Raw genomic sequence first — 23,616 nt, 5'->3', positions numbered from 1 at the left:
ACTTCCGCTTTTCGTTTGCGGGGTGCAAAGGTAACAGCTTTCATCTCAACCGGCCAAATCTTTTTTCAAGTTTTGACCTTTCTTTTTCACTTCTGTTCAACCCTTTCCAAAGAACCACCGCTGTTTCGTTTAGCGGGCCGCAAAGATAAGAGCTCAGCTATTCTTTGCCAACTATTATTTCAGAAAACTTGCCGGACCCCGCAAAAACTGGCGTTTTTTTTCAGAGCCGGCGGCTAAGTTAAAAAAGGTTTTTTTAATGCAAAAAAAATTTACCCGGTTTTTTCAAAAATTTTAGGAAAGCTCCTGTGCCCCCTCAAAATAATGCGCGGGGTAACGAACCGACTTTAAAAATAAACCGTCCGCGGCAATGGAATGCCCGCACTTCTCCCCCGTAGAAAAATAAGCAGCAAACTGGTCCAGGGTCAGCTTCCCCCGCCCTACTTTCAGCATCGTGGCGGTCAGCAACCGCACCATGCCCCGCAAAAACCGGTTCCCCTCCACATTGTATACCAGCTCCTCCCCTCGCCAGAACCACTGGCTTTTGTGAATAGTGCAATAAAAGTTCTTTACCTGGGTGTTCGTCTTGGAAAATGCAAAGAAATACGTTTGCTCCTGTACCAGGGCAGCAGCCTGCTGCATTGACTCAAGGTCAAGGGCATAGGGGTAAAAAAGAGAAATGCCCTGCAAAAAGGGATTTTTTTCCCGGTAGATCCGGTACTCGTACTCCCTGCTGGTGGCTTCGAACCGGGAGTGACTTTCCGGCGGCATCTGCAGCAAGCGGACGGCAACGATATCCCTCGGCAGGATGGCGTTCATCTTATAGGTAAAATGGGGGCTGATCGGTTGGTCGTCGTCAAAGTGGAAGTAATTCTGAAGGGCGTGTACGCCGGCATCGGTGCGGGAGGAACCGGTCAGGGAAACCGGTCGGCGGTGCAACGTAGCAAATGCTTTTTCTACTTCTGACTGGATCGTCTGGGCATTTTCCTGTACCTGGAAGCCACAGTATTTGGTGCCTTTATAAGCCACCTCGAGAAAAAAACGGGGCATCCGGAACTATTGGGCGATTAAAGCTTTAAAACGGTTGGCAAAATATTGGTCGCTGATCTCTCCTTCCAGGGAAGAAAACTTTTCCCGGTCGGCCACATGCAGGTAGGCGGCATCAAAAAAATTGTATTTGCCGGCGGGCGTCAGGAACAGGGCGCTGAGGTTCTTCACCTGCTCGGTAGTAAAACACCTGCTTTTAAAGGCTTTCTTGGCTTCCACGATCATCTGCTCCTCTCCTTCCTTACTGGCCATGTTCCTGCGCAGGCGGAAAAATTCTTTTTCGCTGGCCTGGGTGGGACAGCCGGCGGGCGGATGGGAGGCCAGGGCGGCCGCGGTAGCCGGCTCTTCGGTTTTGGCGACAGGAGCCACCTGGCTTTCGGGGGCCTTCACTTCCTGGGCAGCTGTCTTTGCGGGACGAAAGGCTTCCTTCTGGTTGGGGATAAACAAGCGGATGGTATCCGTGGATCCTTTATAGGTGTCGAGGAACACCAGTCCGAAACCGCCGGATTGGGAGCTTTCCGAGCGACGGGTGACAACGGATTTCACAAAAACTTCCTGCGGTTCCTCCCGGGGCGCTTTGGCCGCCCTGGGGGCTTCCTTAGGCGCTTCGAGAACAACGGCAGCTATGCTGGTAGCCGGGGCATGGGGACCGCCGGCTTCTTTTTGGGCTTCGGTCTTTACCGGTTCGGGCTTCGAGGGCTCGGGTTTGGCGGCTTCGGGTTCCGCCACGGGGACGGGCGCCGGCGCGGTAACTTCTTTGGCAGCAGGCTCCTTGGCGGCAACGGGCGCCGGCTCCTTACTGGCAGGCGGCGTAATGGAGGCCTTGCCGGACTGCTCCTGCTTGGGCTTTGCCTGCTCCTTGGCCACGGCTTCGGCCTTTTCCTTCAGGCTTCCTTTTTCCGGCGCAATGGCCACCACTTCCTGCAGCAGGCTGGGATCACCCGCGGCCGAGGCCAGCAACTGGGAAAAGCGGTCGTTCTTCTGGATAATCTGGTAAGCGCCGGCCTGCTCCTGTACGGGTTTGCTGAGGCTCAGGGACTGCAGGTCGAACAGGTTCAGTTCCCCGTCCACGTTCTTCAGCAGGAAGCCCCGGTCGGCATGGTTGATGGTCACGGCGAATTTGGGTTCCGACTGGCCACCCGGGCGGCCGATATGAAAAGCATAGGTACTGTCCGTCAGGCTGGGAAGAATCAGGTATCCCTGGCTGCTGGAACTATACACTTTTCCATTCATTTTCAGGTAGAATGGAGCAGCCGTCTCGGACTGCAGGTAGATAAAATGCACTTTCTGTGCATGCAGGACCGTATTGTACAAGCCAAGAGCAAGACCGAACAGCAGGAACTTTTTCATAATTCTCAAAATTACAAGTTTACCATGTAAGTAACCAACCCGCCTCTCATCAAGTTTTGTTAACAGGCGTTTGGCTTTCCGCTATATTTACCGCCATCAAAAAATCAATATGAAGCAACTGGTTTTAACATTTCTTTACGGCCTGACGATCGGCACGGCGGTGGCCCAAACTGCCCCCGTCCCGACGGCCGAACCCCTGAGGGTATACCGGGCGGCCGAAGACCGGGTGAATGACATGGTGAACACAAAGCTGGAAGCCCGTTTCGACTACGCCCATTCGTATTTGTACGGGAAGGCCTGGCTGACGTTAAAACCGCATTTCTATGCCACAGATTCATTGCTGCTGGATGCCAAGGGAATGGATATCAAACAAGTGGCCCTCGTAAAGGGCGGCAAGAACCTGCCGCTGAAGTACACCTACGACGGGCAGCAACTGAAAATTTCCCTGGATCGCTCCTATAAAGAAAGCGAACAATACGTAGTATTTATCGATTATTCGGCGAAACCCGACCAATACTCGGCCAAAGGCAGCGCGGCCATCACCGATGCCAAAGGTCTCTACTTCATTAACCCGCGGGGCGAGGAAAAAAACAAGCCCACCCAGATCTGGACCCAGGGCGAAACCGAAGCCAACTCGGTCTGGATCCCCATTATCGACAAACCCAACCAGAAAACCACACAGGACTTTTACCTGACCGTTCCGGACAAGTACGTTTCGCTGAGCAACGGCAAGCTGGTCAGCCAGAAAAAAAATGCCGACGGCACCCGTACGGATTACTGGAAAATGGAGCTGCCCCATGCCCCCTACCTGTTCTTTATGGGCGTAGGCGACTACGCGATTGTAAAAGACAGCTATAAAGGAAAGGAAGTGGCCTACTACGTGGAAAAGGAATATGCCCCCGTTGCCCGCCGGATCTTTGGCCACACCCCGGAAATGATGGCCTTCTTTTCGCGGATCACCGGCGTGGAATACCCTTGGGTCAAGTACAACCAGATCGTGGGTAAGGATTACGTGAGCGGCGCCATGGAAAATACCACCGCCACCCTGCACCAGGAGTCGGCCCAGCAGGATGCCCGCGAGCTGGCCGATACCAACCGCTGGGAACGCACCATCGCCCACGAACTGTTTCACCAGTGGTTCGGCGACCTGGTGACCTCCGAAAGCTGGAGCAACCTGACGCTGAATGAGTCCTTTGCCAATTACAGCGAATACCTCTGGCTGGAATATAAATATGGTAAGGACGCAGCCGACGAACACCATTTCGAAGACATGAATGGGTATGTCCGGAGCGGCAGCGACGCCAAAAACCTGGTGCGCTTCCATTATGCCGACAAGGAAGACATGTTCGACGCGGTCAGCTACAACAAGGGCGGCCGCATCCTGCACATGCTGCGCAACTTCGTGGGCGACAGCGCCTTCTTCCGCTCATTGAACCTGTACCTGACCACCAACAAGTTCAAGGCGGCCGAAGCCCAGCAGCTTCGCCTGGCATTCGAAGAGGTGACCGGCAAGGACCTGAACTGGTTCTGGAACCAATGGTATTACGGCAGCGGTCACCCCAAGCTGAACATCACTTACGGCTACGATGGGGCAACCAAACAGGCAACCGTGACCGTTAGCCAGACGCAGGGGGGCAACAAGGTATTCCGCTTCCCCGCAGCGGTAGACGTGTACCAGGGCGGCGACCGCAAGCGCTACACCGTTTGGGTAGACAACAAAGTGGATACCTTCCGCTTTGCAGCCGCCTCCCGTCCCGACCTGGTGAACTTTGACGCCGAGAAAACACTGCTGGCAGAGAAAAAGGAAAACAAAACTTTTGAGGAATACCTGTTCCAGTTCCGCAATGCCCGCAACTATGCCGACCGCAAGGAAGCCCTGGTAGCCGCTTCCCAAAAACAGGAAGAGCCGAAAGCGGCAGAGCTGATGCTGCTGGCCCTGAAAGATCCGTTCGCCGGCCTGCGCGAATGGGCCATCGGCAGCCTGGACCTGCGCCGGGAGGCCATCAAAACACGGGCGGAAAGCCTGCTGGCCGACATCGCCAAAAACGACCGCAAAAGGACGACGAAAGCAGCCGCCCTGGACCGCCTGGCCGAATACGGCAACACCCGGCACCTGCCGATCTTTAAGGCAGCGGTGAACGACTCCTCGTACACCGTTTCCGGCAACGCCCTGAACGGCCTGGCCCAACTGGACAGCTCACTGGCACTGACGGAGGCCAAACGCCTGGCGCAGCAACCGGTAAAAGGAAAGCTGGCGGAAGCCGTTACCCGCACCATGGTCGCTGCCGGCGACGAATCCAGCGCCGGGCTCATCCTGGGCAACTTTGAAGCCATGCCCTTCGGCCAGGAAAAATTCGACGCGCTGAAACCGCTGGTGACTTTCCTGGTAAAGGTAAAATCGCTGGAAACCTTCAAAAGAGGCGTGAACGATATTTTGCAATTCAAAGAGCAGGTGCCGGAAACCTATAAGGAACAACTGGCGCCCGTGCTGGACACCCTGCTGCGGAACATCCAGAAGGCCAAGGACAACAGCGGACAAAAGGACCAGGGCGACTACATTGAACAATCCCTGAAAGAGAAAAAATAGGCTTTTGCCCCCTGAACGACAAAGCCCGGAAGTCAGTCCTTGCTGCACTTCCGGGCTTTCATTTTTTTGGGCCGTTTTACCAGCTTCCGCTGGCGCCGCCGCCGCCGCCGCTGCCGCCGCCGAAACCACCGAAGCCGCCGCCGCTGTCACCGCCGCCGCCCCAGCCGCCGCCGCCGCCAAAGCCGGTAGGGAAGATTATGGGACCGCCAAAGGTGCGGTAGCCCCGGCGCGACATAAAGCCGCCACCGCCCCGGCCACCGCCGCCGAACATGCCCAGCAGCACCCAGAGCACGATAAAGCCGATGAGGATCTTTCCAAAGCTCAGGCCCCCGCTCCTGCCCTTTTTCCGCTGGGCATATCCTTCCGGTGCATGGTATTCGCCCACCGCGGCCTTCATCACCGAGGTCGCCGCCGCGTCCACCCCTTCGTAATAGGCTCCTTCGCGGAACCGGGGCAACAGGTCGTGCTCGATAATGGTTTTGGCGGTAATGTCGGGGACAGCTCCTTCCAGGCCATAGCCGACCTCGATCCGCACCTTGCGGTCATTGACGACCGCCAGGATGACGATGCCGTTATTATTGTCCTTCCCTCCCACGCCCCAGCGGCGCAGGATCTGCAACGACACGTCTTCCAGGGGATAATCCCCGATGGTGGGGAGGGTAACTACGGCAATCTGGTTGGAGGTGCTGTCGTCGTAGGCCACCAGCTTTTGCTCCAGCGCCTGCTCCTCCAGGTCGGTGAGCACGTTGGCCAGGTCGTTGACCAGCCGCTGCGGCTGTGGCCGCGGGGGAATGACCTTATCGATCTGCGCCTGGGCGCACACACTCCACAATACCAGTAAGAAAAGGGCAATCTTCTTCATGTAGGTTATTCCAGTCCGGAAACATCGTCCGGTTGTAAGGGTAAAGGCTACTTCCCGAAAATGATGTCGTCGGGCAATTCGTTTTTATCCGTATCCCGGTCGTAGGGGAAAAAGTGGTGCAGGGCGTCGCCGATGTCGGTGATGCACAGGGAAATGCCTTCTGCCAGGTGTTCCTCGCGGAAGCGTGCCAGCATTTTGCCGACTTCCGCCTCCCAGTACTGCTGCCCCACCACGCGGTGAATGCCTTCGTCGCCGAATACGGCCACCTGGTGGTCATCCACGGCTACGTACACCAGCACCGCATTGCGGGCTTCGGTCTTTTCCATGCCGAGGCGGGAAAAGATCTCCCGCGCCCGGTCCAGGGCATCCACAAAGCGGCAGCGCGACTCAATGAAGAGGCGCACCTCGCCGCTGGTACGCTGCTCGGCTTTGCGGATGGCGTCCATGAGTTGTTCCTTTTCTTCCGGAGAAAAGAATTCTCGTTGCTTTTGCCAGGGGAACAGTTTCACGGCGCTTATTTATTGGTATCAAAATTTACCGATGGCTGGCGTTCCCCAAAATCCACCTTGGGAGCGTTTTGCGAACCCTGGTCGGCCGTAAATCCTTCGCGGGGATGGAAGCCCATCATGCCGGCAAAGACGTTGGTGGGAAAGGTACGCACCTTGGTATTATAGGTCTGAACGGCGTCATTGAAGTCGTTGCGGGCCACGGCAATGCGGTTCTCCGTTCCTTCCAGCTGCGCCTGCAGGTTGCGGAACGCCTCGTTGGCACGAAGGGTGGGATATTGCTCGCTGACCACCAGCAGCCGGCCGAGCGCCTGCGACAACTGCGACTGCGCCGCCTGGAACTCCCGCAGCTTTTCGGGCGTCAGGTCCTCGGGGTTCACCTGGATGGAGGTAGCACGGGCCCGGGCGTTGATCACGCTTTCCAGCGTGCCGCGTTCAAAGTTGGCTTCGCCTTTAACGGTATTGACCAGGTTAGGAATGAGGTCGGCACGGCGCTGGTATTGCGACTGCACATAGTTCCACGATTTCTTTACCGCCTCGTCTTCTTTCACCATGTTATTGTAACTGCCGCACCCCCAGAACAAAAAGATCACGATAATGCCAATAACGATTATCGTAGTCAGCGAACGTCCTTTCATGTGTTTCTTGATTTGTTGAATAAATATTTGAGTTTAAAGATAACTGTGCTTGAAGCATATTTTATTCCAAGGCACAATTTTTCCGGTGATAGAGACAAAATGTCTTCCGGTGAAAAAGCTCGCTCTTTGCCTGACAGCCGTTCTTGCCGGCTTTCTGTGCTGCCATAAAGCTACCAATTCCCTGCCGGAGCCGCCCCCGGCACCTCTTTCCCCGTCCGCCCCGGTGGAGCTGGAGGAAAAAGTGGTGGCCGACAAGCTGAACCATGTCTGGGAAATCGTCTGGGGGCCGGACAACTTCCTGTGGATCACGCAGCGGGGCGGCCACATCAGCCGGGTCAACCCGGCAAACGGTGCGGTCCTTCCCCTCTTATCCCTTCCCGATGTGCACAGCTCCGGCGAAGGAGGGCTGCTGGGCATGGCGCTGCATCCCGACTTTGCCACCCAACCCTATGTGTACGTTGTGTATACCTACCAAAGCAATGCCGGCTACCGGGAAAAGGTGGTACGGTTTACCTACAACGGGACCACGCTGGCGGCCCCGGCGATCCTGCTGGACGGCATCCGGGCTGCTTCCATCCACAACGGCAGCCGGCTGGTTATCCAGCAGGACAAGCTCTTCATTTCAACCGGCGATGCCTCCACCCGGGCCCTGGCCCAGGATACGGCTTCCCCGAACGGGAAGATCCTGCGCCTCCACCTCGACGGCAGCATCCCGGCCGACAATCCTTTTCCCCAAAACCCGGTCTGGAGCTGGGGACACCGCAATCCGCAGGGGCTGGTGCTGGTGGATAACCAGTTGTTCAGCTCCGAGCACGGCGCCAGCACCGACGACGAGATCAACCGGATTGAAAAAGGAAGGAATTACGGCTGGCCCGACGTGCAGGGCCCCTGCAACACCCCCGCCGAACAGCGCCTCTGTGCGGAACGAAACATAAAGGAACCGCTTCGTGCCTGGACCCCTACCCTGGCCGTTTGCGGCCTGGCCTTTTATGACAAGGACCTGGTTCCCCAATGGAAGTCGTCGCTGTTGCTGGTGACCCTGAAAAACAGCCGGATGTACCAGCTGCAGCTGAACGAAAGCCGGACGGCCATTACCGGCGAGGCGGAACTCTTTAACGGCAAGTACGGCCGTCTCCGCTCTGTTTGCGTGGCCCCCGACGGCCGGGTGTTTGTCGGCACCAGCAACGGTGGGGGAAAGGATAAAATCATTATGATCGGGAAGAAGGGATAAATAAAAAGCACGCCCTCCAGCCGGAAGGCGTGCTTTTTAGGGGATCAGCGGGCCAACTCAAAAGTTGCCGGTTGCCGGTCTATTTTACGGCTGCGATACCGGGCAGTTCCTTGCCTTCGAAGTATTCGAGCATGGCGCCACCGCCGGTGGACACATAGCTCACTTTCTCGGCCAGGCCGAACTTGTTCACAGCAGCCACGCTGTCGCCGCCGCCGACCAGGGAGAAGGCGCCGTCTTCGGTGGCTTCGGCTACCGCCTTGGCGATGGTCTTGGTGCCGTGCTGGAATTTTTCCATTTCAAACACGCCCATCGGGCCGTTCCAGAGGATGGTCTTGGAGGCGTGGATGATCTTGGTAAACTGCTCGCAGGCCATGACGCCGATGTCGAGGCCCATCCAGCCGTCGGGGATGGTGTTGCTCAGCGAAGAGGAAATGTTGGCTTCGTTGGCAAACTTGTCGGCGATGATGGAGTCGGAAGGCAGGTGGATGACCACGCCTTTTTCTTCGGCCTTGCGCAGCAGGTCGCGGGCCATGTCGAGGCGGTCGAGTTCCACCAGCGAATTGCCGATATGGCCGTCGCAGGCTTTAAAAAAAGTGTACGCCATGCCGCCGCCGATGATGATGTCGGTGGCGCGCTCCAGCAGGTTTTCGATGATGAGGATCTTGTCGGACACCTTGGCGCCGCCGATGATGGCGGTAAAGGGTTTTTCAGCGCCGGCCAGCACGCGCTCGGCGCTGGATACTTCGCCTTCCATCAGCAGGCCGAACATGCGGTTTTCGGCAGGAAAGAATTGAGCGATCACGGCCGTGGAGGCGTGGGCGCGGTGGGCGGTACCGAAGGCGTCGTTCACGTAGACGTCACCCAGCTTGGATAATTTTTCGGCAAAGCCTTCGTCGCCTTTTTCTTCCTGCTTGTAAAAGCGCAGGTTTTCGAGCAGCAGCACTTCGCCGGCCTTCAGGGCAGCGGCCTTGTGGATGGCTTCTTCACCGATGCAGTCGTTGGCGAACTGCACGGGAGCGCCCACCAGCTCGCCCAGGTGGGCCACCAGGTGTTTGAGCGAATACTTTTCGGTAGGGCCTTCTTTGGGGCGGCCCAGGTGCGACATCAGGATCACGCTGCCGCCATCGGCCAGGATCTTTTTGATGGTGGGGATCGCCGCCTGCATGCGGGTGTCGTCGGTGATCTGGTACTGGGCATCCAGCGGTACGTTGAAGTCCACGCGGATCAGGGCTTTCTTGCCGGAGAAATTATAATCAGAGAATTTAGACATACGTTGAAAGTGTTTAAATAAAAAGGCTTTCCCGTAAGAAAGCCCTTTTACCTTATTGAATAAAGATCGAAACGTTGGTGTAGAACGCTTCAGCCCGGTTTGGCAGGGAGCAGCAACCAATGGTAGGATGATTTCCCTTAACCGGCATCCGCTTTACTTTTGGATCAGTTTTGCGAAGAAGTGAACGGTACGTACCAGCTGCGATACATAGCTCATTTCGTTGTCGTACCAGCTTACGGTTTTCACCAGTTGCTGGCCGCCTACCTTCAGTACTTTGGTCTGGGTGGCGTCGAACAGCGAGCCGTAGTGCATGCCGATCACGTCGCCGCTAACGATTTCGTCTTCGGTATAACCGTAGCTTTCGTTGGCAGCTTTTTGCATGGCAGCGTTTACTTCTTCCACGGTTACTTCCTTGCCCAGGATGGAGGTCAGCTCGGTCAGGGAGCCGGTCAGGGTCGGAACACGCTGAGCGGTACCGTCGAGTTTGCCTTTCAGGCTGGGCAGTACCAGGCCGATGGCTTTGGCGGCGCCGGTGCTGTTGGGAACGATATTCTGGGCAGCGGCACGGGCACGGCGCAGGTCACCTTTGGGGTGCGGGGCATCCTGGGTGTTCTGGTCGTTGGTGTACGCGTGCACGGTGGTCATCAGACCGCCTACGATACCGAAGGAATCGTCCAGCACCTTGGCCATGGGAGCCAGGCAGTTGGTGGTGCAGGAAGCGCAGCTGATCACGGTTTCGCTGCCGTCCAGGATCTCGTGGTTTACGTTGAAAACGATGGTCTTCAGGTCGCCGGTGGCGGGGGCGGAGATCACCACTTTTTTAGCGCCGGCCTGCAGGTGGGCTTCGGCTTTAGCTTTATCGGTAAAGAAACCGGTACATTCCAGGACCACGTCCACATCGTGCTGGCCCCAGGGAATTTCAGCCGGGTTTTTCTGAGCGTAAATTTTAATTTCATCACCATTAACCACAATGGAGTTTTCGGTGGCTTTCACCGTCTCATTGAACCGGCCTTGAGCAGTATCGTATTTCAGCAGGTGGGCTAAAACCTTGGGGCTGGTCAGGTCGTTGATGGCAACCACCTCGATACCTTCCATGTTGAAGATCTGGCGAAACACCAGGCGGCCGATCCTGCCAAAACCATTAATGGCTACTTTAACTGAACTCATAAGAAAAAAAAATTGTTTTTAAAATTTGTTAATGCGGGACGAAGATAATGGATTGGTTTATTTATGAAACATTCAAAATTTGACGCACAGGTGATTTTCGTCAGTATCCTTCCCCTGAACCTCAGTTCCTTACCCTCCGGGATCTTCCTCCCGCTCATTTCCGGGGGCTAAAGTAACAAAAAGATTTTTACCGCTTTTTTACCTCCAGCTGGTGCAGCTGCCGGAACTGCTGCAGGCAGGCGGCCTCTTCGGCCCTGGGGATGCCGATCTCCAGGCGGCAGAACAGCTTCATTTCGTTCTGAAATACGGTACAGCCAAAGCGTTTGACCACCATCATCACCTCGTTTATCAGGGTGTAGTCGTACTGCAGCTCGTAGGCTACCAGCACGGGTTTTTCCACTACCGGGCTCTGCTGCAGGGCCAGGGTGGTGGCGGTTTTATAGGCATTGATCAGCCCGGGAACGCCCAGCAGGGTACCGCCGAAATACCGCACCACCACTACCGCCACGTCGGTGAGGTTCTTGCTGTCGATCTGTCCCAGTATGGGTTTGCCCGCCGATCCGGAGGGCTCGCCGTCGTCGCTCGAGCGGAAGTTATTTTTGTCGATGCCCAGCCGGTAGGCAAAGCAATGGTGCACGGCCTTGGGATGTTCTTCCTTCAGCGCCTTCAGGTGTTTTTTGAATTCGTCCGCCGTTTTTACCGGGTATGCATAGGCGAGAAACCGGCTTCCGCGGTCCCTGAATTCTGCCAGTGCGGGCTGTTCGATCGTTTGGTAATGGGTCATGTCGTGAATCGTCAAAAGTTATACAAACGCGTTGGGGCGGCGGGCATAATGGTGATGCGTATCGGCGGCAAAGCGTTCGATACGGGCCAAGCGGAAGTCGCTCAGCACGGGGGCAGGCAGGCCGCGGCCGATGGCCAGTTCCCCGGCGGTAATCACCCGTGCTTCGTCCCAGGCGCCTTCATCGATAAAGGATTGCAGCAGCCGGCTGCCGCCTTCCACCAGTACGGATTGGATGCCCAGGGAGTAGAGGGCGTTCAGCACCTGGTGCACCAGGCTTACGTCCTCGGTTATTTGATAATACGCTACTTCCAGTTGCCGCAGGTCGGTAGCGGAGATCTTTCCAAAGGGCAGGGTATGTTGGTGCAGGTTGAAGACAAGGGTGGGAAGGACTCCATTGAACAGCTTTAACGAAGGGGGCAGGCGCAAGTCTTTGTCTACCACCAGCCGGATGGGGTTGGGGCCCGGCCACAGGCGGGTATTCAATTCGGGATTGTCTTTCAGGGCGGTATTGGTGCCGACGAGGATCGCCATCTCCTCGCCCCGCCATTTGTGCACCAGGCGATTGCTGTAGGCGTTGCTGATCAGCAGGCGGCTATCGGGCCCGGTGGCCGGGGGCGCGATCCGGCCGTCGGCGGTCTGGGCCCACTTCAGAATAACGTAGGGGCGGTGGGCCGTATGAAAGGTAAAAAAGCGTTTGTTCAGCTGCAGGCACTCCTGCTCCAGGATGCCCAGCTCGACCGGTATGCCGGCGGCCCGGATCTTTTCGATGCCTTTGCCGTTCACCTCCAGGAAAGGATCGCGGCAGCCTACCACCACCCGGGCGATGCGCTGTTCGATGACCAGGTCGGCACAGGGAGGGGTTTTGCCAAAATGGGCGCAGGGCTCCAGCGATACATAAATGGTGGATTGGGGAATCAGGGGACGGTCTTCGGGGCGAACGGAACGGATACAGTTCACCTCGGCATGGGGGCCGCCGTACTGCCGGTGGTACCCTTCGCCGATGATCCGGCCTTCGTGCACCAGCACCGAGCCTACCATGGGATTCGGCGCTACGTTGCCGCCCCCCAGCAGGGCCAGGTCCAGGCAACGCCGCATGTAAATTTCGTGCTCCATCAGGAATAAAGGCACGAATTTCGGAAATACGATGGATACGGATAAAACGAATTATTTGATTTATCCGAACTTCACGAACTTCCATTCACAACAGAGGAATCACGACTAAACGCGCATAGATGAAAACAGGGCAAGCAGAGATCTGGCTGCGACAGGAAATCAGCAGCATTTACGACAGCCGGGAGGCGGCCAATATTGCCGCCCTGGTCATGGAGCAGGTTACCGGCCTGTCGCGGGTGGACCGGCTCAGCCGCCGCGACGACCCGCTGGTGGTACAGCAGCTCCACCACCTGACGGAATGCCACCACCGCCTCCTGCACCACGAGCCGGTGCAATACGTACTGAACGAAGCCTGGTTCTACGGCATGAAACTTTTTGTCGACCGGAACGTGCTGATCCCCCGCCCCGAGACGGAAGAACTGGTGGACTGGATCGTTTCCGATCTCAAAGCATCGGGCAAAGACGTATTTGACCGCCAGCCGGCGGAAGCCGATGAAACCACCCGGTTGAAAATCCTGGATGTGGGCACCGGCAGCGGCTGCATTGCCCTGGCCCTGAAAAAAGCAATGCCCAAGGCGGAAACCTGGGCCTGCGACTTCAGCGACGATGCGCTGGCCGTGGCCCGCCGCAACGGCTCGGAGCTGGATATCCGCGTGGACTTCGTGGGGCTGGACTTTTTGGACGAGGCCCAGCGGCGGCAGCTACCGACGGTTGACATCCTGGTCAGCAACCCGCCCTATATTCCCCTGGGGGACAAAGAGGAAATGCAGCCCAACGTGCTGGATTTCGAGCCGCATTCGGCCCTGTTCGTCCCCGATAGCGACGTGCTGCTGTTTTACCGGGCCCTGGCCCAGTTCGGCAAGCACCGACTGCACCCGGGCGGCTGCCTCTATGCCGAGATCCACGAAGGCCTGGGGCCGGAAGTGGTGGCACTGTTTGAAAACGAAGGTTACCTGGATATCGAGCTGCGCACCGACATGCAGGGCAAGCACCGGATGGTGAAGGCGGTTGCCCCCGCATAAGAACAGTTGAACGAAACATCCTTAAAATAGAAAAGCACTCCGTCAAAAAAATGAAGGAGTGCTTTTTTTATGTTCGGCCCGATGGGCTGGGCTCCTATTGGGAATTCTTATCCACGGCCAGCACGGTCTTGGCGCCCAGCTCGCGGGCTACCCGCATCACGCCGACCACGTATTCCAGGGGAACGGTCTTGTCGGCATTGATGACCACGGTGGGATCCTGGGTTTCCTTCTGGATCAGCGGCGCCAGGGCCAGCTTCATGGCCGAATCGGATTCCACCCGGGTCGTGCCCACAAAATAAACCTTGTTGGCATCGATGGACACGACCACCGTTTGCTTGGCCTTTGTATCGCTTTTCGCCTTGGGCTGCGACAGCTTGATCACGTTGGGGTTAGCCAGCGTGGCGGCGATCAGGAAGAACAGCAGCAGGATAAATAATATGTCGTTCAGCGGACCCGTATGCACCTCGGTATGCGCCCTTAATTTCCTTCGAATATTCATTACAAATATGTTGGTTATTGTACTTCGTACTTCGCTCCCCGTACTTGGTACCTGTTCCTTATCTCGTGGGTTCCTGCAGAATGTCGATGAATTCGGCGCTGGAACTTTCCATTTTATTGGCGGTCTTGTCCACCTGGGCTACCAGGTAGCTGTGGGCAATATAGGCCAGCAGGCCGATGATGAGACCGGAAGCCGACGTGATCATTTTGGTATAGATACCGTTGGCCATGGTCTGGATGGTGAATTCGCCGGTGGTGGCCAGGCGGTAGAACAACTGGAACATACCGATGATGGTGCCCAAAAACCCGAACATAGGGGCGATGCCGGCGATCAGCGACAGGATGGACAGGTTGCGTTCCATGTTGTACAGCTCCAGCTTGCCTACGTTCTCCATGCTCTTTTCGATACTGTCGATGGGTTTGCCCAGGCGCTGGATGCCTTTATCAATAATGCGCGCCACGGGGTTGTTGGTGTTCTTGGCAAAGCTGCGGGCAGCGGTCACGTTGCCGTTGACGATGTGATCCCGCACGATGTTCATAAAGTTGCCGTCGATGCTGGACGCCTTGCGGATGGCGATCAGGCGCTCGAAGAACACATAAATGGTCATCAGGAAAAGCAGTCCCAGCGGCAACATCAGCCAGCCGCCCAGCGCGAGCAACTCACCCAGGCTGATCTGCCCGTCGGCGTTCGCATCGGTCTGCACCACGGCGCCGGCTGCCTGGTTCACGGTATCCAAAGTCTGAAGCAAATTGATCATAACGAATATTTACCTTTTTTAATATTTTTCTTTTGCGCAAATGTACACGAGGCACTCTAACGCTGGCCCGTAAATGTATATTTCGTTCGGCAAATAAGAACAAAAAAAAATGTCACCGCTTCGTGACATTCCAATTTTAACGTTCTCAATTTTGCCTGCCGCCTAGAATTTTCTGCCGGGTCCGAGGTACTCGGTTTCGGTACCGGCCTGCTTGATCATCAGCGACTGGATCTGCTTCATGGTGCGCTCCATGCCCTCCGAGCTGCCGTCGAGGAAGATGACGTTGCCCTTGCCGTACTCGGCGAAGTTCTTGATGGCTTCGGTCCACATGCTGAACAGGATCACGTTGGTATCGAGGTTGGCCTGCTTCATCTGCTCGGCGGCCTCGGTCATACCGCGGGCCACCTCCTGGCGGAACAGGGCCACGCCCTGGCCGCGCAAACGGGCAGCTTCCCTTTCGGCCTCGGCAGCGATCTTGATGGCATTGCCCTCTGCTTCGGCGGCCTTGGTCTTGGTGATCAGCAGCGCCTGGCCTTCGTTTTCGGCGGCGGCCTTCAGGTTGTTGGATGCCACCACCTTGCTCATCGACTCCATGATGGCCTTGTCGAAGGTAATGTCGTTGATCTGCAGGTCGAGCAGGTGGTACCCCCACTCCTCCAGCGTCACGTCGATGGCGGCCTTCACGTCCTCCACGATCTCGCGGCGCAGCATCAGGATCTGCGCCTGCCGCTTGGTGGCCACGAACGAGCGGATGTTACCCTCGATGGTGCGCACCAGGGCCTGCATCAGGTCGCGGTCGGAAATGAATTTGAACGCCACCTTTTTGATGGTCTCTTCTTCGGCATTCTGTACGGCGTACAACAGCATGCTTTTAAAATACACATTGGCCTGGTCCTGGGTAACGGCCTGGAACTCCATTTCCACGGAGCGGTTCTGGATGGATACTTTTTTATAGAGCTGTTCCAGCAGGGGTATTTTGAGGTTCAGGCCCGGCTTGACCACTCTCTGGTATTTGCCGAACATGGTGATGACACCGATATAGCCCTGGTTGATGGTGAAGAGCCCGCTGAATACCACGAGCAGCAGCAGGATAAACCACCAGTAACTGATGAGGAAGTCCATAATCGTTTGGTTTATGTAATGGTACAATAAATATAGACAGTTTAGGGGAAGAACGCCCTAAAGATTGGACGAACGGTTAAGCCTGCTCCTCCCAGATCTGCGCCAGGTGTACCACCGTTTCCACCGCTTTGTTCATGTCCTGCACGCTCACGTACTCGTGCTTGCTGTGGAACGCCATTTCGCCGGTGAAAATGTCGGCGCAGGGCAGGCCCATGAACGACAGGCGCGAGCCGTCGGTACCGCCGCGGGCGCTGTGCATTTCAAAGGGCACGCCGGCGCGCTGCATGGCCTTGCGGGCATTGGCTTCCATCTGCGGGTGGTGCTGCAGCACCTCTTTCATGTTGCGGTATTGTTCTTTTACCTCGAAGGTGTAGGTGGCCTTCGGGTACTGCGCCACCGCTTCTTTGGCAATGGCTTCCAGGCGGGCTTCGTGCTCCTGCAAACGGGCGGTGCTAAAGTCGCGGATAATGAATTTCACGGTCGCTTTTTCGGCGATGCCGTCGAAATGCACCGGGTGCACAAAGCCTTCGCGGCCTTCGGTGGCCTCGGGAGCGAATTCGTGGCGCGGCAGCAGGTGCAGGAAGGTGCCGGCCACTTTCAGGGCATTCACCAGCTTGTCCTTGGCATAGCCGGGGTGGGCGCTGACGCCGTGAAAGGTCACGCTGACGCCGTCGGCGCTGAAGGTTTCGTCGGTATACGCCCCGCGTTCGCCGCCATCGAGGGTGTAGGCGAATTGGGCGCCCAGCTTGGCGATGTCCACCTTGTCCACGCCGCGGCCGATCTCTTCGTCGGGGGTGAACAGGATCTTCAGGGTGCCGTGCTTTACTTCGGGATGGGTGGTCAGGAAGTGGGCCGCATCCATGATGATGGCCACGCCGGCCTTGTTGTCGGCGCCGAGCAGGGTGGTGCCGGAGGCCGTGATGAGGTCCTCCCCGATTTTTTGCTGCAGGTAGGGGTGTTCGCGGGCGGAGATCACCTGGCTGGTATCATCGGGCAGAACAATATCGCTGCCGTCGTAATTCTTATGCAGCAGGGGTTTGACACCGGTGCCGCTGGCGTCGGGCGCCGTATCCACGTGCGAGCAGAAGCAGATGACGGGAACGTCCTTATCGCTGTTGGAAGGAATGGTCGCATATACGTAGCCGTGTTCGTCGAGGTGGGCGTCTTCGATGCCCATGGACTTCAATTCGGTTACCAGTATACGTGAAAGGTCTTTTTGCTTTTCGGTAGAAGGCTGGGAGGAAGAAAGCGGGTCGCTTTGCGTGTCTACCTGCACATACCGCATAAAACGGTCCGCGGCCGTGAATTGGTAAGATGGATACATGAACTAAATGTAAGAAAAAAGGGAATTGGGATATAGAGCTTTGGTAAGAATCCCAAAAGCCCGATATCCCAATTCCCAATATCCTAATTCTTTTTACCCTTAGGTGATGATCAGGGGCTTGTTCACGATTTCAACCAGTTCGATATCGAAGATCAGGTCCTGTCCGGCCAGGGGGTGGTTGGCATCGAGCACCACGGTATCTTCCTTCACTTCTGCTACCACTACGGGGAAGGATTGACCGGCGCCGTTGTTCATCATCAGCTGCATGCCGGCTTCGGGTTTCATATCCGGGGGAAACTGGTTTTTCGGGAATTCGATGACCATGTCCTGGCTTTTTTCGCCGTAGGCATCTTCCACTTCAATTTCCACGGTTTTCTTCTCGCCTACCTGCATGCCCATGACACCCTGGTCGAAGCCTTTGATTACCTGTCCGCCGCCAACGGTAAATTCCAGGGGATCTCTGCCCTGGGAGCTGTCAAATGTTTCGCCGCTGCGGAGCTTGCCATGATAGTGCACCCGCACCTTATCACCGCTTTTTACTTGTTGCATGGTTAAATTGTTTTTGTTGTCTACGAATTTTTTTTCATCCGCGCCGGGCACCTCCTGCCCCAACCGTAAGGCACAGCAGAAAAGATGACAGGGGGCAAAAACGGAAAGGTAATAACTTCTGCGTAAACCCAACAAACAGATTTCCGGCGCCGGCCCGGAGGCAATCCCTTACTCCTGCTGGCTTTCAACTCCCTGCGGCCCTTCTCCTCCCCTTTCTTTTAACAATTGTTCGCCCATTTTTCAGTTATTTTAGTCACCCTTAAACTGATGAACCGCATGAACCGGCTTTTATTGTTTCCGAAAAAGTTATTGCCTCTTCTTTGCTGTGCCCTAACCCTGGTGCACCTGCAGTGCACGGCACAAAAGTCTGGCAGCACAAAGAATACCAATCCCAAGGTGCAGGCCGCGCCGCAAGCACCCATCCTGCCGGGCGCCGCGCAGCTCGACCAGTACCTGCCCCTGCTCCAGGGCAAGGGTGTGGCACTGTTTGCCAACCTCACCTCTACCGTCGGCAACACCCACCTGGTGGATACGCTGCGCAAAAAGGGCGTGAACATTAAAGTGATCTTCGGTCCCGAACACGGCTTCCGCGGCAACGCCCAGGACGGCGAAAAAGTGGAAAGCACCGTCGACCGCGCCACCGGCATCCCTATAGTATCGCTCTACGGCAAAAAACGCAAGCCGTCGGCCGAAGACCTCAAAGGCGTGGACGTGCTGGTATTCGATATCCAGGACGTGGGCACCCGCTTCTACACCTTTATTTCGTCGCTGCAGGATTATATGGAAACGGCGCTGGAATTCAACCTGCCGCTGGTGGTGCTGGACCGCCCCAACCCCAACGGGTTTTACGTGGACGGCCCCGTGCTGGAAGAAAAGTTCAAATCCTTCGTAGGCATGCAGCCCGTGCCGGTGGTGTACGGCATGACCATGGGCGAATACGCCACGATGATCCTGAACGAACAATGGCTGAGCAAGGAAGCCAACGCCGCCTACCGCCGCCTGATGACGGCCCGCTACGCAGCAGGCGCCACCTACTTCAGCCTGACCGTTATTCCCTGCGCCCACTACACCCACGCCAGCAAATACGTTTTGCCCGTGGCCCCTTCGCCCAACCTGCCGCGGATCCAGAACATTTATATTTATCCTTCCACCTGCTTTTTTGAAGGAACGCCCTTCAGCGAGGGCCGTGGCACCACCGATCCCTTCCTGGTCTTCGGCCACCCCTCCCTGCCCAAAAATCTTTATTCGTTCACGCCCCGCAGCATAGGCACGGTGAAAAACCCCAAACAGGAAGGCAAGGTGTGCTACGGCTGGAACCTGGGCGGAACCCCCGAAGCAGTGCTGCAGCGGGTGGACAACCGCATTCAACTCAAATGGCTGCTGGAGGCCTACCGCCTTTTCCCCGACAAGAAGAATTTCTTTATTACCACCAGAAAAGAAAACCCGCAGGAAACGGATTACCACTTCAACCGGCTGGCCGGCAACGCCACGCTGATGCAGCAGATCAAGGCCGGCGTGTCGGAAGAAAATATCCGCAAAAGCTGGCAGCCCAAACTGGAGGCCTTTAAAAAGATCCGCAAAAAGTACCTGCTGTACCCCGATAACCAGCCCGGTAATTAAAAGTGGACGCTTTGGTATCAAAAAATTAAAACCTCATTTTCGCAGCACTTTTCAACCAACGTAGTTCATGAACACCGAAACAATAAACGAACCATCTGCCTCCGCTCCCCGAATTGTATTTATGGGCACGCCCGAATTTGCCGTGGCCTCGCTGGAGGCCCTGGTGAATGCCGGCTGCAACATCGTGGGCGTGATCACCGCTCCCGACAAGCCTGCCGGCAGGGGCATGAAGCTGCAGGAAAGCGCCGTCAAAAAATTTGCCGTGGAAAAAGGGCTGCCCGTGCTGCAGCCCGAAAAGCTGAAGAATCCCGCCTTCCTCGAAGCATTGAAAGCCCTGCGGCCCGACCTGCAGATCGTCGTGGCCTTCCGCATGCTGCCCGAAGTAGTGTGGAACCTGCCGCCCCTGGGCACCGTGAACCTGCACGGCTCGCTGCTGCCCCAGTACCGCGGCGCCGCCCCCATTAACTGGGCGGTCATCAACGGCGAAAAGGAAACCGGCGTGACCACCTTCAAGCTGCAGCACCAGATCGATACCGGCGATATTTTATTGCAGGAACGCATACCCGTAGGCGAAGAAGAAACCGCCGGCGAGGTGCACGACCGGATGAAGGACATCGGCGCGCAGCTGCTGGTGAAAACGGTGGAAGGCCTGGCCGCCGGCACCCTGCAGGAAGTGCCGCAGGGATCCTTAATAGATACCGAAGCGTTTGAAATCAAACATGCCCCGAAAATCTTTACCGAAACCTGCCGGATCCAATGGGAAAAACCCGTGGAGGAAGTATTTAACCTGGTGCGCGGATTGGCGCCTTACCCGGCAGCCTTTACGGAACTGGCCGGCAAGACCCTGAAAATTTACGGGGCGGCAAAAGAAACGGTTGCACCCAAGGGTGCCCCGGGCACCGTGGAGACGGATAATAAGACCTTCCTGAAGTTTGCCTGCACCGATGGCTATATCCTGGTAAAAGAGCTGCAGCTGGAGGGAAAAAAGAGGATGAAGGTGGAAGATTTTTTAAGAGGATACCGGGCGTCCTGATGTACCGGTCCTCCCGCAAGCGAAGCACCCCCGGGGTGCTTCTTTTTTTGTTCTTATGTCCTTAATAATAAACGCTTTCCTCCAGTTCTTCTTCCAGCAGGTAGCGGTCGAAATCCGCGCTTCTTTCCGCTTCGCGCCGGCCTGCCGGAAAGGCGGCGTCCCATTCTTGCGTGTTCTCTGAAAAAATGTCTTCAAATCCCTCGTCCGGGCGTATTTCCAGCTCGGCTCCGTTGCTAAAGATCGAATACGTGTTGATCATGATTTTTGTTTTACTGCGGCAAAAGAAAGCTGCACGTATGAACGGGAATTTACCTGCAGGTTAACGAATTATGAAAAACAAAAAACCTCCCGGAGGAGGTTTCGATAATAAGGTAGCCAGCGCTGTTGGCGCCTGAAACTAGTAATTCACTTTTACGATGAACTTGTCGGTCTCGGGGATTTCGAGGGCCGAGGCGGCGGCATTGCTGATGCGCACTTCCAATCCCTGGTTCTGGCGGATGCCGCTCATTTCACCGAGCACCTTGGCATAAACCGCTTTGTTGTTGCCCGGGTTGCTTATGCGGACAATGGTGCCGGGTTCGACGTTGTCCATCAGGGCGTAATACTTGCCGTCCTGCCAGCCGCTGGTGGTTTTGAAGATGCCGGCGGTAGCGGTAACATCCTTGCCGGAGGAAGCCTTTTTGCTTTGCTGGTCGAACTGGCTTTTGAAGTACCCGGCGCCACCGGTAGCCACCTGGGGTGCTTTGGCGGGAGCCGCCGGCACGGGCAGGGGCGTTTTCGGCACGGTTGCGGGAGCCGGCTCAGGCTTTTTCGGCTCGGCGGCCGGCGCTGCCGGTTGTACCGTGGCTTTGGGCTCGGGTTTGGGCGCAGGGATTTGCGCAGCAGGCGGGGCAGCCGGGGCCGGGGTTGCGGCAACCGGTGTGGTCGCAGGGCCGCCTGCGGTGGTCAGGTAGCCGACGATCAGCTGCTGGCCGGAGGAAATGGCATCGGAGCTCAGGTTGTTCCACTTGCGCAGGTTGGCCAGCAACACCTTGTTATTGTTCACGCTTACGCGGTACAGTCCTTCCTTTTCACCCACTACGTAATAAACCGGCGTGCCGCCCTGGCTGGTCTGTGTATAGTTGGCCGGGGTCAGGGGCACCTGTATCGTCTGGCCCACACTCAACCCGTGGGTCATCTCCAGCGAATTGAAAGCGGCAATATCCTTGGGAGAAATATTATACGTCCTTCCGATGGAATAGAAATTTTCTTTAGCGCTAACGGTATGGGATATGTACATACCTTTTTCACTGCTGTGCACCTGCAGCGTAGACTGGGAAAAGCCCCGGTACGAAAAAAATAAAATAAATAAGGCGAGCAAAGATTTTTTCATGTGTAAAACATTTGTTTTTCCAGGTTGTAACGTGAATCGCAAGTCGTCAATCGTGAACCGTTACTATTAAATTAAGCCGTTCCTTTCTTTCTTTAATCGCCAGACAACAAATCCGCACCGTTGCTCCTTCTGAATAAAATTCACGATTCACGTTTGACGATTCACGATCCGAACTTCACAAATATGGAAATTATTTTCCAAAAGCGTCCGGTCACTGTTTTAAAATTCTCATTTCTTTTGGATAGTAATTATTGATGCGGTTTTGCAGCGCATTGATCCATCCCAGGGGTTGTTGGCGATACGTCAGCACCTGCCAACCCTTCGTGGCGGTTTCCAAAACCACCTCCTGTTTTTGCAGGTAGCGGATGGCCTCGTTGTACCCTACTTCGGTCCGGGCCACGGAAGGCGCCAGCTGCGTGCTCAGCGCAAGGGCATGCTCCGGCACCAGCTTTTCCTTCATGATCTCCCCTACCGCCACACCGGCATACTGAATGTTCAGGGCATGCTTTAACGCTCCAAGCTCATCCATAGTATGTGCCGGCACGGCATAAAGCAAATTTTCTTTGATGAGCGTTAACTCGCTGTTTTTCAGCCAGGGTTCGACGATGGCCCGCTCCCGGGCAGTAGCTTTTTCCGGCTTGTTCTGCTTCAGCCTGGGAGCACCTGTAGCAGCTTCCTTTCGAAAACAGGCCAGGTAAAAGCCTTCGCCCCTCGCCTTGTCGGGAAAGAAGCGGTAGCCCGCGGCGCCGCTGCCTTCGGAGCGGCTTTCCACGATCCCCCACTGGGGGTCGATTTGCAGGGGCAGGTTACGGCAGCCCAGCTCATTCACCAGCCAGTCGGTTATATCTTCGTCCTCTTCCTTCGAATACGAGCAGGTGGAATACACCAGCACGCCGTTTTCCTTCAGGGCGGCAAACGCATCGGCCAGGATGCGCTTTTGCCGGCCGCAGCAGAGCAGCACATTCTCCCGGCTCCATTCGCCGATCGCCTCTTCATCCTTTCTAAAAAGACCGCTGCCGCTGCAGGGCGCATCCACCACCATCACATCGAAAAAGCCTTCCAGCCGCGCAAAATGCTGCGGGTCGTTACTGCTCACGAACACGTTGGAGCAGCCCCACTTGATAATATTCTGCTTCAGGATGCCGGCACGGCTGCGGATCACTTCGTTGCTCACCAGCAGGCTGTCCGCAGAGAGCAGCGACTGAATATGGGTGGATTTTCCGCCGGGGGCAGCGCACAGGTCCAGCACCTTCAGGGCCTGGCCCAGGTCGACGGTCTGCCGCAAAGCCTGCTCCACGAACATGCTCGAAGCCTCCTGCACGTAATAACAGCCGGCATGGAACAGCGGATCAAACGTAAAGGACGGCCGCCCGGACAAATAAAAGCCCGTATCACTCCAGGGAATTTTGGTCAGCACGGTGCCGGGGGCCTGCTCAAAAAAGGCCGCCGCGTCCCAGCCTCCTCCCTCCTGCGCCACCTTCAGGGGATTGACGCGGATCGAAGTTTCCTGGCTGCCGCCGGCATGCACGGCTTCAAAAGCGTTGCGGTCAAAACCGGGAACCTGTTCCAGCGAGTTCAGTAATTCTTCAGGAAGCGACATGATCTTGGGAGTTTACGAGTTTACAAGTTTACGGGTTTACGAGTTAAGGAGAGTTCCTGAGTTCCTGAGTTGGCGTAACTCCGGAAAGGAACATCCGGAAGAAAGACCAAACTACAAAAGTCTTGAAGACTTTTGTAGTTTTTTGTTTCTTGCGAACGCCTAACTC

At 56.2% G+C, this 23,616-nt stretch carries 23 protein-coding genes; 6 read left to right on the top strand and 17 right to left on the bottom strand.

The features are described 5' to 3' along the window. On the top strand, positions 1-237 hold a 237-nt coding region (locus V9K67_RS16800), incomplete at its 5' end, for a hypothetical protein (protein ID WP_336724339.1). Between the two features lie 54 nt (positions 238-291). On the opposite strand, the gene truA is transcribed toward V9K67_RS16800, so the two are convergent. Both truA and V9K67_RS16790 read right to left on the bottom strand, forming a co-directional pair. Then, positions 292-1,047: a tRNA pseudouridine(38-40) synthase TruA gene (gene truA / locus V9K67_RS16795; protein WP_336724337.1), complete on the bottom strand. Its 756-nt coding sequence runs from the start codon at positions 1,045-1,047 to the stop codon at positions 292-294. A 6-nt stretch (positions 1,048-1,053) separates the two neighbouring features. After that, complete coding sequence (locus V9K67_RS16790; protein WP_336724335.1) at positions 1,054-2,394, bottom strand: hypothetical protein; 1,341 nt, start codon at positions 2,392-2,394, stop codon at positions 1,054-1,056. Positions 2,395-2,503: 109 nt separating this feature from the next. Here V9K67_RS16790 and V9K67_RS16785 point away from each other — a divergent pair, with 109 nt between their 5' ends. After that, positions 2,504-4,981, top strand: coding sequence for a M1 family aminopeptidase (locus tag V9K67_RS16785; protein WP_336724334.1), 2,478 nt, complete (start codon positions 2,504-2,506; stop codon positions 4,979-4,981). Between the two features lie 76 nt (positions 4,982-5,057). Here V9K67_RS16785 and V9K67_RS16780 read toward each other — a convergent pair whose 3' ends face one another. From V9K67_RS16780 to V9K67_RS16770, 3 genes are read right to left on the bottom strand one after another with little or no spacing between them, the layout of a single operon-like run. Beyond that, entirely contained in the window at positions 5,058-5,843 is a 786-nt protein-coding gene (locus tag V9K67_RS16780) for a TPM domain-containing protein (RefSeq protein ID WP_336724332.1), read from the bottom strand. A 47-nt stretch (positions 5,844-5,890) separates the two neighbouring features. Continuing rightward, on the bottom strand, positions 5,891-6,352 hold the full coding sequence (locus V9K67_RS16775; RefSeq protein ID WP_336724330.1) for a TPM domain-containing protein: 462 nt from the start codon (positions 6,350-6,352) through the stop codon (positions 5,891-5,893). 5 nt (positions 6,353-6,357) lie between these two features. Beyond that, a complete protein-coding gene (locus V9K67_RS16770) occupies positions 6,358-6,987 on the bottom strand; it encodes a LemA family protein (RefSeq protein WP_336724329.1) in 630 nt (209 codons plus the stop codon). A gap of 109 nt (positions 6,988-7,096) precedes the next feature. Here V9K67_RS16770 and V9K67_RS16765 point away from each other — a divergent pair, with 109 nt between their 5' ends. Continuing rightward, the gene (locus V9K67_RS16765; protein WP_336724327.1) at positions 7,097-8,218 is read left to right on the top strand and encodes a PQQ-dependent sugar dehydrogenase; all 1,122 of its coding nucleotides are present in this window, start codon (positions 7,097-7,099) and stop codon (positions 8,216-8,218) included. 79 nt (positions 8,219-8,297) lie between these two features. Here the strand turns inward: V9K67_RS16765 and V9K67_RS16760 are convergent, their stop codons facing one another. From V9K67_RS16760 to ribD, 4 genes are all read right to left on the bottom strand, one after another. Further along, positions 8,298-9,488 carry a phosphoglycerate kinase gene (locus V9K67_RS16760; protein ID WP_336724326.1) on the bottom strand — a complete coding sequence of 397 codons (1,191 nt, stop codon included), beginning with the start codon at positions 9,486-9,488 and terminating at the stop codon, positions 8,298-8,300. Positions 9,489-9,641: 153 nt separating this feature from the next. Further along, positions 9,642-10,655, bottom strand: a complete 1,014-nt coding sequence (gap, locus tag V9K67_RS16755; protein WP_336724324.1) for a type I glyceraldehyde-3-phosphate dehydrogenase — start codon at positions 10,653-10,655, stop codon at positions 9,642-9,644. A 187-nt stretch (positions 10,656-10,842) separates the two neighbouring features. Continuing rightward, positions 10,843-11,439 carry an IMPACT family protein gene (locus V9K67_RS16750; protein ID WP_336724322.1) on the bottom strand — a complete coding sequence of 199 codons (597 nt, stop codon included), beginning with the start codon at positions 11,437-11,439 and terminating at the stop codon, positions 10,843-10,845. Between the two features lie 18 nt (positions 11,440-11,457). Then, positions 11,458-12,552 (bottom strand): bifunctional diaminohydroxyphosphoribosylaminopyrimidine deaminase/5-amino-6-(5-phosphoribosylamino)uracil reductase RibD, encoded by a 1,095-nt coding sequence (ribD, locus tag V9K67_RS16745; protein ID WP_336724319.1) that lies wholly within the window; start codon positions 12,550-12,552, stop codon positions 11,458-11,460. Positions 12,553-12,671: 119 nt separating this feature from the next. On the opposite strand from ribD, the gene prmC reads away from it, so the two are divergent. Next, positions 12,672-13,574, top strand: coding sequence for a peptide chain release factor N(5)-glutamine methyltransferase (prmC, locus tag V9K67_RS16740; protein ID WP_336724317.1), 903 nt, complete (start codon positions 12,672-12,674; stop codon positions 13,572-13,574). A 94-nt stretch (positions 13,575-13,668) separates the two neighbouring features. On the opposite strand, the gene V9K67_RS16735 is transcribed toward prmC, so the two are convergent. The 5 genes from V9K67_RS16735 to V9K67_RS16715 form a co-directional block, all read right to left on the bottom strand. Next, the gene (locus tag V9K67_RS16735; protein ID WP_336724316.1) at positions 13,669-14,073 is read right to left on the bottom strand and encodes an ExbD/TolR family protein; all 405 of its coding nucleotides are present in this window, start codon (positions 14,071-14,073) and stop codon (positions 13,669-13,671) included. 58 nt (positions 14,074-14,131) lie between these two features. Next, the gene (locus V9K67_RS16730) at positions 14,132-14,830 is read right to left on the bottom strand and encodes a MotA/TolQ/ExbB proton channel family protein (RefSeq protein WP_336724313.1); all 699 of its coding nucleotides are present in this window, start codon (positions 14,828-14,830) and stop codon (positions 14,132-14,134) included. A 162-nt stretch (positions 14,831-14,992) separates the two neighbouring features. Further along, positions 14,993-15,952, bottom strand: a complete 960-nt coding sequence (locus V9K67_RS16725; RefSeq protein WP_336724311.1) for an SPFH domain-containing protein — start codon at positions 15,950-15,952, stop codon at positions 14,993-14,995. Positions 15,953-16,028: 76 nt separating this feature from the next. Next, positions 16,029-17,276 (bottom strand): peptidase T, encoded by a 1,248-nt coding sequence (gene pepT / locus V9K67_RS16720; RefSeq protein ID WP_336724310.1) that lies wholly within the window; start codon positions 17,274-17,276, stop codon positions 16,029-16,031. A gap of 99 nt (positions 17,277-17,375) precedes the next feature. Continuing rightward, the gene (locus V9K67_RS16715; protein WP_336724308.1) at positions 17,376-17,825 is read right to left on the bottom strand and encodes an FKBP-type peptidyl-prolyl cis-trans isomerase; all 450 of its coding nucleotides are present in this window, start codon (positions 17,823-17,825) and stop codon (positions 17,376-17,378) included. 276 nt (positions 17,826-18,101) lie between these two features. On the opposite strand from V9K67_RS16715, the gene V9K67_RS16710 reads away from it, so the two are divergent. After that, the gene (locus tag V9K67_RS16710) at positions 18,102-19,445 is read left to right on the top strand and encodes an exo-beta-N-acetylmuramidase NamZ family protein (RefSeq protein ID WP_336724306.1); all 1,344 of its coding nucleotides are present in this window, start codon (positions 18,102-18,104) and stop codon (positions 19,443-19,445) included. 67 nt (positions 19,446-19,512) lie between these two features. Continuing rightward, positions 19,513-20,478, top strand: a complete 966-nt coding sequence (gene fmt / locus V9K67_RS16705; RefSeq protein WP_336724304.1) for a methionyl-tRNA formyltransferase — start codon at positions 19,513-19,515, stop codon at positions 20,476-20,478. 61 nt (positions 20,479-20,539) lie between these two features. Here fmt and V9K67_RS16700 read toward each other — a convergent pair whose 3' ends face one another. The 3 genes from V9K67_RS16700 to V9K67_RS16690 form a co-directional block, all read right to left on the bottom strand. Then, positions 20,540-20,737, bottom strand: a complete 198-nt coding sequence (locus tag V9K67_RS16700; protein WP_336724302.1) for a hypothetical protein — start codon at positions 20,735-20,737, stop codon at positions 20,540-20,542. A 138-nt stretch (positions 20,738-20,875) separates the two neighbouring features. Then, the gene (locus V9K67_RS16695; protein ID WP_336724299.1) at positions 20,876-21,850 is read right to left on the bottom strand and encodes a LysM peptidoglycan-binding domain-containing protein; all 975 of its coding nucleotides are present in this window, start codon (positions 21,848-21,850) and stop codon (positions 20,876-20,878) included. A 211-nt stretch (positions 21,851-22,061) separates the two neighbouring features. Beyond that, a complete protein-coding gene (locus V9K67_RS16690) occupies positions 22,062-23,450 on the bottom strand; it encodes a methyltransferase RsmF C-terminal domain-like protein (RefSeq protein ID WP_336724296.1) in 1,389 nt (462 codons plus the stop codon). Between the last annotated feature and the right edge of the window lie 166 nt (positions 23,451-23,616).

It is taken from the genome of Huijunlia imazamoxiresistens, from assembly GCF_037132455.1.
GTDB classification, from domain to species: domain Bacteria; phylum Bacteroidota; class Bacteroidia; order Chitinophagales; family Chitinophagaceae; genus Flavisolibacter; species Flavisolibacter imazamoxiresistens.
This window is presented reverse-complemented; position numbering and strand designations above follow the sequence as displayed.

Bases quoted from the DNA above. Each gene is read 5' to 3' on its own strand.
- truA (WP_336724337.1), bottom strand. From the start codon at position 1,047: ATGCCCCGTTTTTTTCTCGAGGTGGCTTATAAAGGCACCAAATACTGT.
- V9K67_RS16790 (WP_336724335.1), bottom strand. From the start codon at position 2,394: ATGAAAAAGTTCCTGCTGTTCGGTCTTGCTCTTGGCTTGTACAATACG.
- V9K67_RS16785 (WP_336724334.1), top strand. From the start codon at position 2,504: ATGAAGCAACTGGTTTTAACATTTCTTTACGGCCTGACGATCGGCACG.
- V9K67_RS16780 (WP_336724332.1), bottom strand. From the start codon at position 5,843: ATGAAGAAGATTGCCCTTTTCTTACTGGTATTGTGGAGTGTGTGCGCC.
- V9K67_RS16770 (WP_336724329.1), bottom strand. From the start codon at position 6,987: ATGAAAGGACGTTCGCTGACTACGATAATCGTTATTGGCATTATCGTG.
- V9K67_RS16760 (WP_336724326.1), bottom strand. From the start codon at position 9,488: ATGTCTAAATTCTCTGATTATAATTTCTCCGGCAAGAAAGCCCTGATC.
- gap (WP_336724324.1), bottom strand. From the start codon at position 10,655: ATGAGTTCAGTTAAAGTAGCCATTAATGGTTTTGGCAGGATCGGCCGC.
- V9K67_RS16750 (WP_336724322.1), bottom strand. From the start codon at position 11,439: ATGACCCATTACCAAACGATCGAACAGCCCGCACTGGCAGAATTCAGG.
- ribD (WP_336724319.1), bottom strand. From the start codon at position 12,552: ATGGAGCACGAAATTTACATGCGGCGTTGCCTGGACCTGGCCCTGCTG.
- prmC (WP_336724317.1), top strand. From the start codon at position 12,672: ATGAAAACAGGGCAAGCAGAGATCTGGCTGCGACAGGAAATCAGCAGC.
- V9K67_RS16735 (WP_336724316.1), bottom strand. From the start codon at position 14,073: ATGAATATTCGAAGGAAATTAAGGGCGCATACCGAGGTGCATACGGGT.
- V9K67_RS16730 (WP_336724313.1), bottom strand. From the start codon at position 14,830: ATGATCAATTTGCTTCAGACTTTGGATACCGTGAACCAGGCAGCCGGC.
- V9K67_RS16725 (WP_336724311.1), bottom strand. From the start codon at position 15,952: ATGGACTTCCTCATCAGTTACTGGTGGTTTATCCTGCTGCTGCTCGTG.
- pepT (WP_336724310.1), bottom strand. From the start codon at position 17,276: ATGTATCCATCTTACCAATTCACGGCCGCGGACCGTTTTATGCGGTAT.
- V9K67_RS16715 (WP_336724308.1), bottom strand. From the start codon at position 17,825: ATGCAACAAGTAAAAAGCGGTGATAAGGTGCGGGTGCACTATCATGGC.
- V9K67_RS16710 (WP_336724306.1), top strand. From the start codon at position 18,102: ATGAACCGGCTTTTATTGTTTCCGAAAAAGTTATTGCCTCTTCTTTGC.
- fmt (WP_336724304.1), top strand. From the start codon at position 19,513: ATGAACACCGAAACAATAAACGAACCATCTGCCTCCGCTCCCCGAATT.
- V9K67_RS16700 (WP_336724302.1), bottom strand. From the start codon at position 20,737: ATGATCAACACGTATTCGATCTTTAGCAACGGAGCCGAGCTGGAAATA.
- V9K67_RS16695 (WP_336724299.1), bottom strand. From the start codon at position 21,850: ATGAAAAAATCTTTGCTCGCCTTATTTATTTTATTTTTTTCGTACCGG.
- V9K67_RS16690 (WP_336724296.1), bottom strand. From the start codon at position 23,450: ATGTCGCTTCCTGAAGAATTACTGAACTCGCTGGAACAGGTTCCCGGT.